General features: G+C 42.1%; 15 protein-coding genes. 7 read left to right on the forward strand and 8 right to left on the reverse strand.

What is annotated here, in order from left to right; genetic code table 11:
- Nucleotides 1-106 precede the first annotated feature (106 nt).
- Nucleotides 107-724 (reverse strand): EF-hand domain-containing protein, encoded by a 618-nt coding sequence (locus J8Z24_RS17895; RefSeq protein WP_252095889.1) that lies wholly within the window; start codon nt 722-724, stop codon nt 107-109.
- Between the two features lie 883 nt (nt 725-1,607).
- Between J8Z24_RS17895 and J8Z24_RS17900 the strand changes: the two genes are divergently transcribed.
- Complete coding sequence (locus tag J8Z24_RS17900; RefSeq protein ID WP_252095890.1) at nt 1,608-2,864, forward strand: alpha/beta hydrolase-fold protein; 1,257 nt, start codon at nt 1,608-1,610, stop codon at nt 2,862-2,864.
- Between the two features lie 520 nt (nt 2,865-3,384).
- Here the strand turns inward: J8Z24_RS17900 and J8Z24_RS17905 are convergent.
- Nucleotides 3,385-4,941, reverse strand: coding sequence for an AbgT family transporter (locus J8Z24_RS17905; RefSeq protein WP_125252802.1), 1,557 nt, complete (start codon nt 4,939-4,941; stop codon nt 3,385-3,387).
- Nucleotides 4,942-5,125: 184 nt separating this feature from the next.
- On the opposite strand from J8Z24_RS17905, the gene J8Z24_RS17910 reads away from it, so the two are divergent.
- Together J8Z24_RS17910 and J8Z24_RS17915 are read left to right on the forward strand one after the other, a co-directional pair.
- Nucleotides 5,126-5,977 carry an HDOD domain-containing protein gene (locus J8Z24_RS17910; RefSeq protein WP_176033464.1) on the forward strand — a complete coding sequence of 284 codons (852 nt, stop codon included), beginning with the start codon at nt 5,126-5,128 and terminating at the stop codon, nt 5,975-5,977.
- Nucleotides 5,978-6,156: 179 nt separating this feature from the next.
- The gene (locus J8Z24_RS17915) at nt 6,157-7,380 is read left to right on the forward strand and encodes an NRAMP family divalent metal transporter (RefSeq protein ID WP_404824215.1); all 1,224 of its coding nucleotides are present in this window, start codon (nt 6,157-6,159) and stop codon (nt 7,378-7,380) included.
- 252 nt (nt 7,381-7,632) lie between these two features.
- On the opposite strand, the gene J8Z24_RS17920 is transcribed toward J8Z24_RS17915, so the two are convergent.
- The 6 genes from J8Z24_RS17920 to fadI all read right to left on the reverse strand — a co-directional run bounded on the left by J8Z24_RS17920 (nt 7,633) and on the right by fadI (nt 15,025).
- Nucleotides 7,633-7,908: a YfcL family protein gene (locus J8Z24_RS17920; RefSeq protein ID WP_252095891.1), complete on the reverse strand. Its 276-nt coding sequence runs from the start codon at nt 7,906-7,908 to the stop codon at nt 7,633-7,635.
- A 13-nt stretch (nt 7,909-7,921) separates the two neighbouring features.
- Entirely contained in the window at nt 7,922-9,043 is a 1,122-nt protein-coding gene (locus J8Z24_RS17925) for an ATP-NAD kinase family protein (protein WP_176033453.1), read from the reverse strand.
- Nucleotides 9,033-9,599: an elongation factor P hydroxylase gene (locus tag J8Z24_RS17930; protein WP_176033454.1), complete on the reverse strand. Its 567-nt coding sequence runs from the start codon at nt 9,597-9,599 to the stop codon at nt 9,033-9,035. Before J8Z24_RS17930 ends, J8Z24_RS17925 begins: the two co-directional genes overlap by 11 nt.
- Nucleotides 9,600-9,665: 66 nt before the next feature.
- The gene (locus J8Z24_RS17935; RefSeq protein WP_252095892.1) at nt 9,666-10,874 is read right to left on the reverse strand and encodes a sensor domain-containing diguanylate cyclase; all 1,209 of its coding nucleotides are present in this window, start codon (nt 10,872-10,874) and stop codon (nt 9,666-9,668) included.
- Between the two features lie 741 nt (nt 10,875-11,615).
- Nucleotides 11,616-13,715: a fatty acid oxidation complex subunit alpha FadJ gene (fadJ, locus tag J8Z24_RS17940; protein WP_147391010.1), complete on the reverse strand. Its 2,100-nt coding sequence runs from the start codon at nt 13,713-13,715 to the stop codon at nt 11,616-11,618.
- On the reverse strand, nt 13,715-15,025 hold the full coding sequence (gene fadI, locus J8Z24_RS17945) for an acetyl-CoA C-acyltransferase FadI (RefSeq protein ID WP_125252795.1): 1,311 nt from the start codon (nt 15,023-15,025) through the stop codon (nt 13,715-13,717). Before fadI ends, fadJ begins: the two co-directional genes overlap by 1 nt.
- Nucleotides 15,026-15,292: 267 nt before the next feature.
- On the opposite strand from fadI, the gene J8Z24_RS17950 reads away from it, so the two are divergent.
- The 4 genes from J8Z24_RS17950 to J8Z24_RS17965 are packed head-to-tail and all read left to right on the forward strand — an operon-like array spanning nt 15,293 to nt 18,615.
- Complete coding sequence (locus J8Z24_RS17950; RefSeq protein WP_128731064.1) at nt 15,293-16,249, forward strand: AAA family ATPase; 957 nt, start codon at nt 15,293-15,295, stop codon at nt 16,247-16,249.
- Between the two features lie 4 nt (nt 16,250-16,253).
- Nucleotides 16,254-17,207 carry a DUF58 domain-containing protein gene (locus tag J8Z24_RS17955; protein ID WP_125252826.1) on the forward strand — a complete coding sequence of 318 codons (954 nt, stop codon included), beginning with the start codon at nt 16,254-16,256 and terminating at the stop codon, nt 17,205-17,207.
- Nucleotides 17,208-17,639, forward strand: coding sequence for a DUF4381 domain-containing protein (locus J8Z24_RS17960; RefSeq protein ID WP_176033457.1), 432 nt, complete (start codon nt 17,208-17,210; stop codon nt 17,637-17,639).
- On the forward strand, nt 17,632-18,615 hold the full coding sequence (locus J8Z24_RS17965; RefSeq protein ID WP_176033458.1) for a vWA domain-containing protein: 984 nt from the start codon (nt 17,632-17,634) through the stop codon (nt 18,613-18,615). Before J8Z24_RS17960 ends, J8Z24_RS17965 begins: the two co-directional genes overlap by 8 nt.
- The last annotated feature ends 2 nt before the right edge of the window (nt 18,616-18,617 follow it).

Consider the following 18,617-nt stretch of genomic DNA (forward strand, 5'->3'; position numbering starts at 1 on the left):
GCTAAATAAAGTGAATATATTTTTCGTAGCCCTAATGAGGTTATCACTAGGGCAATAAATTTAGAAAGTGCGTTATGCTATTGTTGGTGAATAACTGAAGTTTTTATTAAATCACCTCAGTCACATCAACTAAACTGTCGATACACTCTTTGACAGCTGCTCTTGTTGCCTGCTTACGTTCACCATTTTGAATAAACTCTTCTAGTGTAACGTCATTGCTATTATCACTATCCATCTCAGCGAAACGTATTTCTTGACGAGTGGCCAACGCTTGTGCAATTTCATCAACACTAATCGCACCACTATCATCAGAATCTAATTGAGCAAACTTTTCTTCTGGTGATGCAAATTTATCGCTACTCGGTACGACAATAAGGCTTGCTTCATCTGCATCTTTTAATGCTTGTACACATTGCACTATTTCGGTCGCATACGTAGATAAATCATGCGAATGACGCTGCTTTGCAAGGTATTCCGTCAGGTCAATACTTGCGTTACCATCAAGATCTGCACGCGCTAACTTTTTTTCAGCTTTAGTCTGTTCATTACCCTGTAATTCATCAAGGATCAGCGTACCACTCTGATCTAAATCGAGTTTGCTAAATACAATTTCAGGTGCTTTTTTATGGTTCCTATCACTTTTTCTTGCCTCAACTTGTGCGCTTAAAGTTAATGTAGTTAACACAGCCGCCGAAATAGTAATATTACGTATTGAGTTATTCATGCTCTACCTCTTTTGGGTTAAATAATCTGCGTCCAAACTAAAAAGCTCATTCAGTTAAGGTCGCGATATGTTAGGTTCAATAATAAGATGGTAGGGAAATGTGCAAAGAATATGGAATTCTATATTTAATTTGTGACGTGAAATGAATCAAAAGCAATATGGCTTCAGGGAAATATAAACCCAGTTATGTATGGGTTCCTAGACGATTTAAGCCATACGTTCTTACAATAGCTCGTTAATGATAAGTATCTCACAACTCAAGTTTATACCAATTTAACTTAATACTTGCTCAATTTGAAGGAGTAAATCTGACGCTAACAGCGTTAAAAATTTCTCATTTAGAATAACTAAATAGCAAAGTTTTTGCCTTGCCTATATGGATGTAGGTACCTTAGCGATAGCAGGACGCGGTAGCGGAGTTATCGACAAGATTTTCTCGCCTCAAAATAGACCACTTAATTAAGCAAATTGGTATTAGATTATTTATGAGCAACCCTCAGATACACAGGAGGATCATGCTCTGATAGGCTAGCTGTAAGCCGCAGCATTCGACTAGTGGGCGTTAGGATAGTTACGCAAACGTTGAGGATAGACTAGGTTAAGTAAGTATTTCACGCCTTCATTTTCTAAGTATCAATGCGATTATTGATAGGTTTAGTGTTCACAGCTCTGTTTAACGTTGCTTATTGGACAATAGTTATCAAATGCTGTTACTAATATAGATAATTCGCTTTGCTTTTCAATATAAGCGTCTGGGTACAGAAGCCAGTTGTAAACTTTGGGTCACCTCAATTGTCGATTAAAAATACTTACAGATAGGTGTTATGGCAACTAGGTGGCAACATCAAAGCAGGCTATATAAGTTAAATACTAGGAGGTATCTGTGAGCGTATTAAAGAGTATTAAGTCTTTTAGTCTATTCATACTTTTGTCCGTTTCCATGCTCTGTGAAGCAGCGGTAACAGTGAGTGACCAAAGCCCTGTAGTAATAGGGAAAGAGCTATTATTAAAATCAGAAATCTTAAACAAGGAAATTCCTCTCAAAATTTCGTTGCCTAGCAACTTTACTCTCTCTTCTGAACATCACACTTATCCGGTTATTTTTATTGTTGGTAAACATGGTCATCAGTATTTTCATACCGTGAATGGGATCGTTAAACATTTGGCTGATGTTGAGCGGATGCCAGAAACTATTGTTGTAAGTATTGATGGAGGAAGCCCCTCCCCTGACATTTATCACAACAATATGTTCGGTAATCAGCCAAGTAATAAATGGCCTTCATGGGGAGAGCCAGATATGTATCATCAGTTTTACCAAGATGAACTCTTTCCCTTTCTAGAAAAGCAGTATCGCGCAAACAATAAACGTAGTGTAGTTGCTATTTCGACAAGTAGTTTTTTCCCACTAAATAATCTTATTCATGACAAACACTTGTTCGACACTTACATTTTTTTGGCTGCAGCGGATATCATTGGGATGGGACACACGCCAAATAAAACCATGGTGGATGGGTTAGCAGCCCGGCTATCTAAGAGCTCAAAAGTAAATCCGCTCATCTTTTTTATGGTCGCTGATGACGACCTGAAAAAACAAAAAAAATATCAAACCAATGTGGATAAACTTAAAAGCAAATTGAGCCAAATAGAAGGCCTGCCTTTTACCCTTCGGATATATGATAATGAAGGACATTATGACACGCTAATAAAAGCCATGTTGGATGTGCTCGAAATAAAATACCCAAAATCACTTTGGTCTGCAAAATATCGTGACATTGTTGCCAAGCCTGGTAACGCTCTGAAAAACCTTGATAAATATTTTGACCAATTAAGTCAACACTACGGTTTTGCTATTTTGCCCAGAGCAACTCGCTGGAATAGTGTAAATAGACTGGGTTTTATTAGTACATACTTGATCAGGCAAAACAGAGCAGCTGAGGCAATTGAAGTCGCTCAACGTTACACCAAGTATCAGCCTAAATCTTGGCAAGCTTATGAATCATTAGCAAAGGCATATGAGGCGAATAACAATCGCGAACACGCGATAGAAAATGCCAATGTCGCGTTAAAACTTGCTAAGAACGAGTATGATAAGAAGAGGCTGAATCAATACATTAAAAGCATAACACCGACGATAAAGTGATTATCAACGGCTGGTGATTCTAAATTAAATAACGAGGAGTGAGCGTAATCATTAATTAAATATTTTTCTGTATGGCGCTAACGAGTTGAGAATAGAACTAGTTTGCTAATTTATGAGAAATCGCTCTAATACCAATTTGACTTAAATACTTGCTCAATTTGAAAGAGTAAATCTGACGCTAACAGCATTAAAAATTTCTTATTTAGAACAACTAAATAGCAAAATTTTTTCCTGCCTACACTGAGCTAGGTACCTTGGCGATTGCAGGACGCGGTAGCGGGGTTATCGACAAGATTTTCTCGCCTCAAAATAGACCACTTAATTAAGGAAATTGCTATAACTGACCGGTTTTGGCTGTCTCATCAGACAAATAGCTTGGCTGAATTCTAGTCCTTATACCTGAAACTCAAATTAAAAGATAAGCGCTGTATTAGCAGCGCTTATCTTATGGTTCCACTCTGTATGATTAAAAATTTAACCCAAGCTGACTACACTTGATTTAACTTTCTATTCCAAGGTGTTACATACCAGATGGGTAAATATAGCTTGCCTGTAACCCTAGAGGTATACCTAAAGTCCAGTATATTAATAAGAAAATACTCCATCCAATCAAAAATGCGATTGAATATGGCAGCATCATTGCTATTAATGTACCAATACCCGTTGATTTAACGTACTTTTGGCAGTAAACCACGACTAATGGAAAGTACGGCATAAGCGGAGTGATAATATTTGAGCCTGAATCCCCTACTCTATACGCAGCTTGTGTTAGATCTGGAGAGATCCCCAACTGCATCAACATAGGAACAAAAATAGGTCCTAGTAGCGCCCACTTGGCTGAGCTTGAGCCAACAAACAAATTCACAAATGCGGTCAAGAAAATAATTCCAATAACAGTGACATAACTAGGCAATGCCATTGCCTTTAACACTTGTGCTCCCTCAATAGCAAGCAATGCACCTAAATTAGAGTGGCTAAAAGCACTAATAAAGAGCGCACAGAAGAATGCCATTACGATGTAATAAGACATGCTATTCATCGCTTTTGTCATGGCGTCAATCATGTCTTTGGAGCTTTTAAATGTCCCAACTACGAACCCATATACCGCTCCGGGGATCCAAAACAATAAGAAAATTAGCGGCACGATTGATTGCATCAATGGAGCACTAAAGTCCGTTAGCGCACCTGATGGGCTGCGCAGTGCTGAATCTTCACCACTTGACGCATAAACCAGTAGAGCGATGCCTGCAAGCATAACTAGAGATGCAATTACAAATCCCTTTTTCTCTTTGCTCGTGATCTCATCAAATGAAGGTAGGCTATCGGTGTCACCATCGATTGCTGTGTTTTTTAATCTCGGTTCAATAATTTTGTCTGTGATATACCAGCCCAATAAAATGATAAACAAACTAGATGCAGACGTGAAAAACCAGTTATTAAGAGGGTTTATTGCAATTTCAGGATCAATAATTTGTGCAGCACTTTGTGTAAAGCTTTGCAATAACGGGTCAATACCAGATGGAATGAAGTTGGCACTAAAGCCACCACTCACACCGGCAAACGCTGCCGCAATACCTGCCAGTGGATGCCTACCCATCGCATAAAAAATCACGCCCGCGAGCGGAATAACGAGTACATATCCCGCATCGGTAGCGGTGTGGCTAACAATTGCAATCAGGATAATTGACGGTGTTAACAATATCTGTGGTGTGCGCTTAAGCATAATCTTAAGCCCAGTATTGATATAACCTGAGTGTTCAGCGACACCCACACCCAACATTGCAACTAAAACAACGCCCAAAGGTGCAAATCCAGTAAAGGTCTTTACCATCGTTGCCATAAACCCGGCAAGCGCACCGGGGTCTAATAGATTGTGTACTACTATTGCTTCATTAGTTCTAGGATCAATGGCGCTAAATTCCACACCTGAGAATAGCCAAGAAAGAAGCCAGATCAGCAACATTGCTGATAGAAAGATAATGGCAGGATCAGGAAGTTTATTTCCGACCCGCTCGATCCCATTTAAAAAACGGGTGATCGCAGAGTTTTGCGAATTCGCTTGTTGTGATTCGTGCATACCGTTGCCCTGAGAAAAAAATTGCTTAACCATAACTTAATATTTACATGATAGGCAAGTATACGTTCAGAACATTGGGACACTTTGCTGATTTAGTAGTCGGATTGAGATTTTTTCTTACCACTTCGTGTCCAAAAAAGAAAATACGCTATGCTTTTAGATATCCAAAATGAAGGATTTAATGATGATTGATTTAGATGACACCGTGTTATCCGACGTAAAGCATGGCTTCAGTTTACCGCCAAAACCAAGCCTAATAACCGAGCTACAAAATGCGTTATCAGACTCAAATCCAGATCTCAATGACGTCGCAACTATCATAGCCCATGACGTAGGCGCATCAGCTGCGGTGTTAAAGATTATTAACTCTCCACTGTATGGCCTATCTAGAACCGTTACAGACGTCAAGCAAGCCGTTGTCTTTTTAGGACTTAGTGCTATCACAACTCTAGTCACTAGCTTTTTACTCAAGCAATCCTTTGAACAAAGCAAGTGCTGTATTAGTCTTGAGCGGTTTTGGGATAACGCATCCGATATTGCCGACAGTATTATGGTGATTGGTAATAAAATAAAAGCACGTGTACCTATTGAAAATCTGCATTTACTCGGTTTGTTTCATGATGCCGGGATTGCGGCCATGGCAGTAAATTATCCTGATTATATGGAAACTTTAGTCGCAGCTAACAAAGATTATGATAAGATCCTAGTAGCACATGAAGAGCAAAAGTATCAAACAAATCATGCAGTTGTAGGTTACTTTCTGGCAACTTCTTGGAATCTACCAAAAGATATTTGTCAGATGATTTTATGTCATCACGACCCCGAATTTTTACCCCAGTGTAAAAATGAAGAACAACAATTGGCATTTGCTGCGCTAAAAATGGCTGAAAACTTCGTTCACATCAATAAACGTTTTGTCGCATCGCCTGACTGGTACTTGATGAAAAGCGATGTACTGAAAGCACTCAACCTAGACGAAGACGATTATCAAGACATCAAAGAGGATTTAGAAGACTACTTTTTAGAGGAGCAATGAGATTACACATGCGGTATTGTTAAAAATCCACTTTTGGGCACACTTAAGTACCAAAATTTAATTTGCCGTCCAATGTAAAATTCGTTTTCATCTATATTGCGGCAATATGTAAAACTTCGTAGACTGCGTGCAGGCTTACAATAATAACAATACAAACAAAGGAAATAACATTGATCGCAATGCGCTCGCTAAAGGAAAGGTTTGCAGTTTTTGGCCCTGGCATTTTGATGGCTACCGCCGCTATCGGTGGCTCACACTTGGTTTCTTCAACACAAGCCGGCGCGCTGTTTGGTACACAGCTAATTTGGCTCATCGTTGTCGTTAACTTACTTAAGTACCCTTTTTTCAAGTATGCGGTTGAATACACTAGTCAAACTGCCCATACAGTGGTGGAGGGCTATTACAATAACTATCGTTTTGGTTTTAAAATATTCGTACTACTCAATATTTTTGCAGCCATTGTAAATACGGCTGGTGTTTTGCTCTTAACTGCAAGCTTGCTTAGCTACTCACTTCCTTTTACTATTGGTATTGAATCACTAAGCTTCCTATTGCTTACCACTTGCTTGGCTATTTTATTGCTAGGCCATTACAAAATTTTAGATATAACCAGTAAGTGGGTAATGATAATTTTAACGCTATCCACCGTGAGTGCACTTATTATCGCCATGATAAATGGCGCAGCACATCCATCACCACAGACACCAATATCGCCTTATGACCTTGCACTGCTTGGATTTTTAGTTGCCTTAATGGGCTGGATGCCAGCACCTATTGAAATATCAGCAATAAACTCATCTTGGCTGAAAACGAAAATATCCAAGCAAACGCTTTCCCACCAACAGATCATGTTAGATTTTAAGGTCGGCTATTTCGTTACCTTAGGATTAGCTGTCGTGTTCTGTTTACTTGGCATGTTAATGCAGTATGGACAAAACAACCCAGTAGAGCTTGCAGGTGTTGCTTTTTCCAAGCAATTAATTGATATGTATGCAAATACGATAGGAGAGTGGGCAAGATGGCTTATCGCTGGCGTTGCTTTTTTATGTATGTTTGGTACCACTATTACCGTTTTAGATGGTTATTCAAGAGTACTGAGTGAATCGTTACAGCTACTGCGACCCAGCAAAACGAAAAAATATTACTTAGGCATTTTGCTACTTCAGGCGCTACTAGCAATGTTAGTCGTGCTATTCTTTAAAGCTGATTTAAAAAATATGTTGATGTTTGCAATGAGCTCAGCGTTTGTTACTACCCCAGTATTTGCTTGGATGAATTTGGGATTGGTCAAAGGTGAAATATTCAGTCGTCAATCTGTTGTAGTCAAGGTATTAACAACGCTTGGGCTTATTTATTTGATTGGTTTTGCACTGCTATTTATATTTTGGAGGCTTGCAAATTGATTTATACCAACGATTTTAATTAATACCAATTTGCTTAATTAAGTGGCCTATTTTGAGGCGAGAAAATCTTGGCGATAACTCCGCTACCGCGTCCTGCTATCGCCAAGGTACCTACATCCGTGTAGGCAAGGCAAAAAATTTGCTATTTAGTTGTTCTAAATAAAAACCTTTAACGCAGTTAGCATCAGATTTACGCCTTCAAATTGAACAAGTATTAAGTCAAATTGGTATAAGCCTATTAACTAAGTCCGCTTACTTTAGGTTTTGCACCTGTTCCCAAATAGTAACGACATGCGCCTTGTCATCATCATTAAGTTCACCGTTTCGATACGCTTTGACCAAGCTGCTCTCAATCTGAGCGTTTAACTCTTCTACGGTGAGATCAGTCTCTTCTACCTGTGCATATCCCACAGCCAAGTCGAAGTGGCCCCGTAAATAACCACCAGCAAATAACTCATCATCACTTGCTCTATCTACAAGATCATCAAAAAATTGCTGTGCTTTTTCTACATACTCTACTAATAACATTTGTGTTCCTAGGTTATTCCTGATGACCAATGGCATACATGACATGGTCGTTAAATCCCGTGATCACCTTAATAAATCCAGTGAGAGATTCATCAAGTTGCTCATCTCCTGTGTCAGCGATAAGCGGGCGACCATTGAGCGCTTTCAGTTTTGATTTAGTAGCGATAACAATAATATTATCTTTTCCCACTCTCTTAATCAGTTCTGGGCTTAATTGCTGGTTACCGCGGCCGAAAATATGCCCTTGACCACCAATTAGGGTGATCACCAGTTTGGTTTTATCATCAGCCAATGCAAGCAATTGCTGTGCTGTTTGATCTTGTGCAACCAGCGCTTGATCTTTCACTACATCTACACCAAGTAAGGTATTCTCAAGCCCCATTTCTTCCATCACGGCAGCAACGGTAGAACCAGATCCCATGATATAGGTTTCATCTTCATCCATTTCAGAAACAACATAAGCGGCTATATCAGCCAATACCAACTCGTTGCTTTCTTTGCCGCCATTTTTTACTGCTTGTACATATCTAAGTTCAGTGGGTACTTGCATTTCTCCATACCGTTTGGCTCTTACGGTACCGGCTCGAAAGGCAGCCTCATCTATATCCATTACATCAGCTTCACCAATAGATACCAGCTCTCCTGTGACCAAAAGCTCAACCACTCGACCTGCAGCTTTGGGCGTGATGGCATACACACCACTATGAATTTTACATCCTGCGGGGATCCCAAGTACGGGACAAGTATCACCTACTGCATGGCAAATATTACGAGCTGTACCATCACCACCCGCAAATAAAAGCAGATCCACACCTTGTTGCTGCAAAAGTTGTGCTGCGGATTCTGTATGTTCAGCTCTGGTCTGCACACTTGGGGTCTGATATATCACCTGAGTGCTAAAACCAAGTTCTTCGGCAATACGCTCACCCATTTCGCCATTAACAGTAAAAACTTCTATATTTTCTCGGTGTGAGACAAGTTGACTAAGCGCAGCTTTAGCCCTTTGATTGGCACGGGGCTCGGCTCCTAAAGCAAATGCTTTTTGAGCGGTATCCTCCCCATCGCTGCCTTTTAAACCAACACTACCACCAAGCCCTGCGAGCGGATTAACAATCAGTCCCAGTTTAAATTTCATTTTCTATCCCCACACTTAAATCAGATGGAATATTCCAATTAAATTGGCTTTTATTTAACGGCCAAGGTGTATTGTAAAACTGACTCAAGGCTTCAAGCAGGCATGTTGCTCTCTCATTGAAACCGATATCTAATAAACTAATGAGTTGTTGATGAACACGTTTTTGAAAATTGAATCGACATGTTTGCGCACCACTGAGGTTATCTACTGAGACATTAAAAGAAAAATTTGCCGCAGCACTCAATGCCCACTCTATCGCTTGTGGTTTTACTTCAACGTGCTCAAACTCTCTTTGTTTCGTCTCATCGCGACCATCAGGACAATACCAGTAACCATAGTCTTCCAACTCGCGGCGCGCCTTACCTGCTACTAACCAATGTGCAATTTCATGTAGAGCGCTGGCATAAAAGCCATGGGCAAATATGATTCGGTGATGCGGATATGCCTCACTCGCGGGAAGGTATATTGGTTCTTCGAGCCCAGCGACAAGCTCTGTGTTGAGAGGTTCCAAGAATAGCCCATTAAAAACGGCAATGAGGTCTTCTATTTTATGCATCAACATCCGCCACAAATTCAAACAGGGCGCAAATTGTAAGGTTTTTGAGGGACAATGTAAAAGGCATCAAGCCTTTTTATCGAACGAGCTACAAGGAGCGATATATAAAGTGGCTTGATTTCTGCCAGCCTTCTTGGACTCATATAAGGCCATGTCAGCCTCTTCAAAACAGCGTTGGTGATTAAAGCTTTCACCAATTAATTCATAGCCAGCAACACCAATACTAAACGTAAGTCCATAGCTACTAAAACGAAGAAAATCATGGACAAGTCTATCGGCAAAATTCAACGCTGCGTCAGGCGCTGTCTCGGGGCAAATAATGACAAATTCATCTCCTCCCCAACGACCGATATGATCGCTCGGCCTTGCCTGTTCAGTCAAAAACTGTCCAACTTCTTTAAGTGCTGTATCCCCATCTTGGTGTCCCGCACTGTCATTGAGTTGCTTGAAGTAGTCTATGTCGACAACCAAAAGAGACAGTGAGCGATGGTAACGGATCGCCCTTTGTACCTCTTCTCGCAGGACCACTTCTATTTTCCTGCGATTTTTTACTTGAGTCAAAAAATCAAGTTCTGCACGTGACCTTAGCTCTTGTTCTTGCCGTAAGTCTCGTATGACTGCAATGTAGACATCACCTTTCGAGACGGACACCGTAGAAATCGTAACATCTACAGGAAGCTTGCTACCTGACTGATGAAGCGCTAACATTTTTTTCCCTTTCAGCTGCGGATCACCTGCACCAGCTTGGCCACACTCCTCCTCGGCAAAACGATGTTGTGGAATTAAATCTCCCACTCTCATCCCCAACAGCTCATGGTGCTTATATCCAAACAACTTGGTGCATGCTTGATTAACGTCCTTAAGCTTATTGTTTCTGTCAAAATACAAAATTGCGTCTGGCGTTGCATTAAAGAGCCGGCGCTTTTCTTTTAATAGTTTTAAAGTGTAGATGAGTGTAGCTATGTTTAAGCATGCAAATAACAGCATAATTGGGATAAATAATAACGTACCGTAACTAGCCAATGCCTGTGTTTGTGTAAACATTGTAGCCTGCTGCTGTTTTGCGAGTGAAAACTGCGCGCCTATCGAGTGGCGCAAAAAGTTAAACGCGGCTTCAGCATCTGCATCGTCAACTTTAACAAGGCTATCCATCATAGTTGGTGTGATATTGCTACTTGTTGTAGTCGATTTTGCAACCGCTAGCATGTGCGTGTAGTTATCAAAGGTTGACTGTATTGCATCCAATGCAGCGTCTTCTTGCTCAGTTAAGCCCAAACCCCGAAGCTTAACAATTGCGTTATTTTGTCGATTCTACATCTAATAACGCCGTGTCATAGTAAACATTTTGTTGACGCAGAATGTAGTTTTTAAAATGATGAATAAAACCATTATAGCCCAAGCTGCGCTCAAGCTCCGCGAGCAAGGCCGCACGCTTTATTGATACTTCAGAGTCAGACTGCCACGATTGATGAAAAGAAGAGATTGACTGATTAAGTACAGCAGACCAATAAACTAAGCTCCCACTAACAAGCACTGTAAAAATAGAAAGCGCTATTATTAGTAAGAAAATACCGCCTATTCATCCGTGTTACCACCAACAATATAGAGGTTATTGGTAACTCGACAGTTTATCTGTAAGCTATTCATGCTGTTACCAGTTGATATGACCTATAATATGTAATATCAATTGCCTTAATTCTTGCTCAATTTGAAGGGCGTGACTCTGACGCTAACTGCGTTAAAAATTGCTTACTTAGAACACTAAATAGTACAATTTTTGCCTTGCCTACACTGATTTAGTGACCTTGGCGATAGCAGGACGCTCTAGCGGTGTTGTTAACAAAATTTCTCGCCTCAAAATAGACCATTTAGTTAAGATAATTCGTATAAGGGGTAACGGCTACTGGAGAACAAGTCATTATCCCGAGCTCAGGTTATTCGTTTAAATATAGACCAGAAAATAAAAAAAGCCGCATAAAATGCGGCTTACCAGTGAATTGCTAATGTACGAAGAGATCAGTAATAACCTTTACCCGCTTCCACCATCGCTAGCAACGGCTCGGCAGGCGTAAAAGTTGGATTTTCAGACGCATACGTCGATAGCTCAGAGCAAATCTTGTTAACGCCTTTTTTATCCATGTAACTAAACGGACCACCTAAGAACGGTGGGAAACCGATACCAAAAATAGCGCCAATATCTCCATCTCTAGCATTACGAATAATGCCTTCGTCCAAACAACGCGCAGCCTCATTTAGCATTTGCGCAACACAACGATTGGCTATTTCTTGCTTGTTCAATTTTGGAGATGGGGTAATACCCAGCAATTCGTAGACAGACTCGTCAACCTGCTTACCTTTTTTGCCTTCATAATTGTAGAAGCCTCGGCCTGTTTTACGACCTAAACGTTTACTATCTATCATACGGGCAAAAGCATCGGGTGCTTTAAATCGCTCCCCGAGTTCCTTTTCCAAAATAGGGGCTATTTTAGAACCAATATCAACACCTACTTCATCTAAAAGTGCCAAGGGGCCAACTGGGAATCCAAATTCCACCAAAGCTTGGTCGATTTTTTCAATTGGCTCACCGGCTAATAGTAGATTAGCCGCCTCATTGACGTACGGCGCTAAAATACGGTTAACATAAAAGCCAGCCTTGTCCTTTACAACGATTGGCGTTTTACCCTGTTTACGTGCAAACGCAACTGTACGAGCGATTACCTCATCGCTGGTGGTATCGTGTGGAATAATTTCAACCAATGGCATTTTCTCCACTGGCGAGAAGTAATGTAATCCGATCACGTTTTCCGGTCTCGCGGCTTTCGCAGCGATTTGGCCTATCGGTAATGACGAAGTATTACTCGCAAAAATGGTTTGTTCAGCGCATTCACGTTCAATATCCGCTACCATGGATTGCTTTAACTCTAAATCTTCAAATACCGCTTCGATCACCATGTCTGTGTGCTTAAAGCCAGAATAATCAGTAGTACCTGTGATCATATTCAGGGTAGACTGCATTTCTGCCTTTGAAATAATACGGCGCTTTTGGCGCTTAGATAAAATCTTGTAGCTGTAATTTAGTGCGTTACTGATCCCCTGATGGGCAACATCTTTAATACGCACCGTCGCCCCTGCTTTTACCGCGCTCACATGGGTAATACCGGCACCCATCAAACCACCACCAAGCACAGCTACGCGGTTTACAGCCGCCAAGTCTTCAACTTGGAAATCTTTTTTCATTTCCGTTGTGGCAAAGAAAATACCTCGCAGTGAGCGAGACACTTCTGACATAACCAGATCAGCAAACCCTTCTGCTTCAGTTTTGTAGCCCTTAAGCTTATCCAATTCGATAGAAGCTCTCACCGCTTTGATAATCGCAAGTGGTGCTGGGTAGTGTCCGCCAGTTTTCTTCTCTACATTTTCTTGTGCTTTTTTGAAAATGATATTTCGACCAAACGGGTTTGATTCCAATAGTTGACTAATTTTGTCTAGGTTTGGTTTACGAGGCTTAGGCTTGCCTTTTCTTGCAAGCTTAACGGCAACGTTTAATAAAATGCTGTGTGGCACCACATCATCAACCAGTCCTGTCTTTTTCGCCTGCTTTGGACGCACTTGTTTACCAGTCAACATCCATTCAAGTGCTTTTTGTATTCCAACTAATTTTGGTAGGCGCTGCGTACCACCACCACCTGGCAATAAACCAAGTTGTACTTCTGGAAGACCCAGTTTTGTTTTACTGTCTTCAGTACAAACTCGATAATCACAAGCCAGTGCAAACTCAAGGCCGCCACCCAATGCGACGCCATGAATAGCCGCAACGGTTGGGAATGGCAGCTCGGCCATTTTAAAGAAGGTTTTATGACACATTTCTGATATCGCTAACGCGTCGTCACGCGTGTTGGCGTTGTCCAGCATTTTGATGTCTGCACCGGCGATGAAGTTGTCTGCTTTACCACTGATAAAAACCATCCCAGTTACATCGTCTTGCTTACCTTTAGCAATAACTTCAAGCAACTCATCAGCGAATGAATCGCGTAAGGTGTTCATCTTTTCACCTGGTACGTCAATAGTGACGATGGCCACTTTATGGTCGTTTAGTTCATAAGAAAATACTGACATTACGCGCTCTCCAATACAAATGCTGCTCCAAGACCACCTGCTGCGCAGGCTGTTGTTAATGCAAGGCCACCGCCACGACGTTTAAGTTCATGCAAGCTTTGCGTGATTAAACGCGCGCCCGTCGCTGCGAATGGGTGACCGTAAGCAAGTGAGCCACCGTTTACGTTAAACTTGTCCATGTCGATTTCACCAATCGCTTTGCTGCGACCCAATTTCTCCTGCGCGAATTTATCTGAGCCAAACATCTTCATGTTTGCCAGCGCTTGAGCTGCGAAAGCCTCGTGCATTTCAATCAAATCAAGGTCTGCTAATGTGATCCCAGCTCTATCCAACGCAATAGGCGTCGAGTGTGCAGGGCCCATTAGCATGTCTTCGTGTACGCCAATCGCTGAGAAGGCGAAGCTACGGACATATCCCAAAATATCGTAACCGAGCGCTTTGGCCTTACTTTCACTCATCATCAATACAGCTGCAGCACCATCGGTCAGTGGTGTTGCATTCGCAGCGGTAACAGAACCATGCTTTCTGTCAAATACAGGCTTTAATTTGGCATACCCTTCAAGTGACGAGTTTTCACGGATGTTATTATCTTTATCAATGAACCCTTTGTATGGCTCGACATGTGCAGCCATCACTTCATTACTCAACAGGCCTTCTGACCATGCTTTTGCAGCTAGAGTATGTGAACGATGCGCCATCGCGTCTTGATCCGCTCGGCTAATACCATGTGTTTTCGCCATTTGCTCTGCTGTTTGCCCCATAGACAAGCCAGTCGAATACTCGGCAACTGCAGGTGGAACCGGTAATAAATCTTTTAATCTCAGTTTTGAGAAAATTTGTAAACGCTGTTTAAGAGTGCGTGCTTTGTTTAGGTCGACTAAGCTGCCAGCTAATTTTTTGCTTACGCCAATTGGTAGTACCGATGAAGAATCAGCACCACCTGCCACGCCTACATTTACTTGGCCTGAGATAATGCTTTCTGCTACATTGGCAATCGCTTGGAAGCTCGTGGCACAAGCGCGAGATACGGAATACGCATCAACAGATACCGGCATCCCTGTACCAAGGACAATTTCACGTGCGATATTTGGCGCTTCAGGCATTTGAACAACTTGACCGAAAACCAATTGGTCGATTTCTTTGCGGTCAAAGTTAAGTCGTTCAAGCATTTCGTTAACTACGATTTTGCCCAAATCTAATGCTGGAACATGATGAAAAGCGGTAGCTTGCTTTGCGAATGGCGTACGCAAGCCGCTAACGATAGCGATTCGGTCGCCTTTTGATGTTTTTAATATATTTTGTTCAGACATGAATTTGCTCTCCCGCTGACAGGTCTGACCTGTTAATTTCCTTCGATTCTAAACAACCAAATCGAAGTTGCCAATAGTAAAGCGCGAAATGGTTGCTTTTTAAACCGCAAACGTCAACTTTAGATGCTTTTTCAAACAATCTCAAAGTATTTGAAATTGTTATTGAAAATTTATGAACTTTTCTAAATTTACCGGTCTAATCTCCTTGATTATTGATCCAGCGACCATATAACTATTTTTATTTTTGTCGGTTTAAAAGGCATTCTCATGGCAGTAAACGAGTTTTCACAACTAAAAGAATATTTAGATACCCAAATTCTAGGACAAAGTGCACTGACCGAATCGTTGCTTATTGCACTGTTAGCAGATGGCCACTTGTTGGTGGAAGGCCCTCCGGGACTTGCTAAAACTCGAGCAGTAAACGCACTGGCAAAAGGCATTGAAGGCAGTTTTCAACGCGTTCAATTTACCCCTGACTTATTACCGTCTGACGTGACAGGCACGGACATTTATCGTCAACAAACGAACGAGTTTGTATTTGAGAAGGGGCCCCTTTTCCACCACCTTATTCTGGCAGATGAAATTAACCGAGCGCCTGCAAAAGTTCAGTCTGCGCTGCTCGAAGCCATGGCTGAGCGACAAATCACCGTAGGTAAAACTACTTACCCATTACCAGAGCTATTTATGGTGATGGCCACACAAAACCCATTGGAGCAAGAAGGTACGTACCCGCTACCAGAGGCACAACTTGACCGCTTTTTACTGCATTTGAACATTGACTACCCAGATGCCGAAACTGAAGTAGACATACTCAGATTAACCCGTGGTGAAGCACTTGAAGAGTATCAAGCCGCTTATACGCCAATTAGTCAGGCAACGTTATTTGAAGCACGTAAAACTGTACTGGGTATGCACTTAGCTGAACCTCTTGAGCAATATTTGGTGCAGCTAATCATTGCCACAAGACAACCAGAGCGCTTTGACCCTACCCTGGCTAGCTGGATTGAGTATGGTGCAAGTCCTCGTGCCACCATTGCATTAGATAAATGTTCACGTGCTCATGCTTGGCTACAGGGGCGAGATTTTGTCACACCTGAAGACATTCAAGCGGTGGTTCACAATGTACTTCGCCATCGTATAGTTCTTAGCTACGAGGCTCAGGCCGATGGCATCACAAAAGATCAAGTCATTAGTAAAATTCTAGAATTAGTTGCTGTTCCATAACATGATGAACGACGTCACACAGTTTAATGCAGCCAGCTGGTTTAGAGAAAGCCACAGTAATGGCGTCGAGCTAGGCCTCAAGGAGCTGCTGTTTTATAAGTCAAAGGCTCATTTACTTTCACTTAAACCACGCGGCAAAGTAAAAAGTGCGCAAGCTGGACAATACCTCGCCCCCCACAAAGGGCGAGGTATGGAGTTTGCTGAGGTGAGGCAATATCAATACGGCGATGACATACGCGCTATTGATTGGCGTGTTACCGCGCGTACCGGTGAGGCACACACCAAACTATTCCAAGAAGAAAAAGAGCGCCCTGTATTCATTTTTTGCGACTTTTCTTCGAGCATGCTTTTTGGTTCAAGGCTGTTACTCAAATCTGTATTAGCTGCGCATTTAGGCGCTTTGGTATCTTGGTCAGCTTGCCAACGTGGCGATCGTGTCGGTGGTGTGGTCTTTAATGACAGCCATCACCATGAGCTAAAACCAACAGCTCGCGATCGCGGTGTTTTGGCGTTGGCTCATCAATTTTGTGCACTGCATGAGCAAGCCTTATTGCAAAAAGACCGACCGACGTCCGAGAACCGTTTTAATGAAAATTTAAAGCGGCTTGTTCATCTTGCAAAGCCAGGCAGCCTTATCTATTTAATATCGGACTTTACTGAACTTAATGAAGAAAGTTTCAAATTGTTGGAACGTGCCAGCCGCCATAACGAAGTGATCGGATGTATGGTAAGCGATCCATTTGAACATCAATTACCACAGTACAGCCAAGCAATAGAAGTATCGGCGGGAGAGCACAACTGGACATTACCGCTCATGGATAAGCAATTTCGCGACTCATTTTCGCAACATGCAGCCGACTTTTTTAATCGAAGATTAGCGTTACTCCAACGCTCAGGCATGACGCTACAAAAATACGATGCGTCGTTACCCATAGAACTACAAATAATGAGGGGTTAAATGCAAGTCAATCCACTCGACCAACTCAATGATGTGGTCATCCCTCAAAGCGTAAGCTGGTGGCCACTTTCTTATCCAATGTGGGGAGTTATTGTTATCGTCCTCGCACTGATAGCCAGCGGAGCTTGGTTGCTGTATCGCAGACAACAGTTTTTAAAAGCCAAAAAAGAAGCGATAAAGCTTAGTCAATCTCAAGATAACCCACAGATTTTACATACTTTGCTCAAGCGTTTAGTGAAACACTATTATGGCGAGGTCGCCGCAAGCCGCTATGGTAAAGAGTGGTTAGCATTACAAGCAAAACTCACCCGTGTTGAGCTAACGCAACAAGAGCTTGACTCATTGTACGCACCGACCCAAACACCTGAGCTCAGTAAAAAGCTTGCACTGGCGATCAGTACCTTTAAAGTCAAGGAGCGTATCGATGTTTGAGTTTGTATGGCCGCTGGCATTTTTATTACTACCACTGCCTTGGTTGATCGCCAAATTTAAGCCAAGTGTTGCACAAACGAATATACATATTCGCATGCCAAGTGTCGCCAAGTTACAGCTTGGCCACTCAAAGCAATTGCATAAGCGCGCTAAAGTCAGCCCCCTTGAAGCCATTGTCTGGTTACTGCTGGTGAGCGCAGCCGCCAATCCTACATGGCTTGACGAACCGATTGTTATTCCAAGCGAAGGGCGAGATATTATGTTAGCAGTTGACCTTTCAGCCTCCATGACAGAGCAGGATATGGAGTATCAAGGCCGTTTGGTTGATAGACTATCCGTCGTAAAAGCCGTCGTGAGTGACTTTATTGAAGCGCGTCAGGGAGATAGACTAGGTCTGATTCTCTTCGGTGATACCGCATTTTTGCAAACTCCCCTCACCCGAGATTTAGCGACGGTCAGTCAAATGTTAACAGAGGCTCAAATAGGGCTGGTTGGTCGCGCCACTGCTATCGGTGATGCGATTGGCTTGTCAGTCAAACGTTTTGAGGCTCGCGAACAGAGTAACCGTATATTAATTTTATTGACCGACGGTCAAAACACTGCCGGTAATCTTGAGCCAAATGAGGCGCTTATCTTGGCACGTGAAGAAGGCATCAAGATTTACACCGTTGGCGTAGGCTCCGATGGCAGACGAGGGTTTGGTCTATTTGGTTTTAACTCAATGGCTGGCAGTAGCATTGACGAGAAAACACTACAACACATCGCAAAAGAAACAGGTGGACAGTATTTTCGAGCCAAAGACGTTGCCAGTTTGCAACAGATTTACGCCATGCTGGATGAGCTAGAGCCAATCAGTGATGAAACACAGACCTTTCGCCCAAAAGTTTCATTGTTTTACATACCGCTACTTGTGGTTTTTGGGCTACTTTTTTTGGCTCAACTGAGTGTCGTTGTTAGAGTAAAAGTAAGGGGATAAGA

The organism is Pseudoalteromonas sp. SCSIO 43201 (assembly GCF_023716725.1).
Taxonomy (GTDB): Bacteria; Pseudomonadota; Gammaproteobacteria; order Enterobacterales; family Alteromonadaceae; genus Pseudoalteromonas; species Pseudoalteromonas peptidolytica.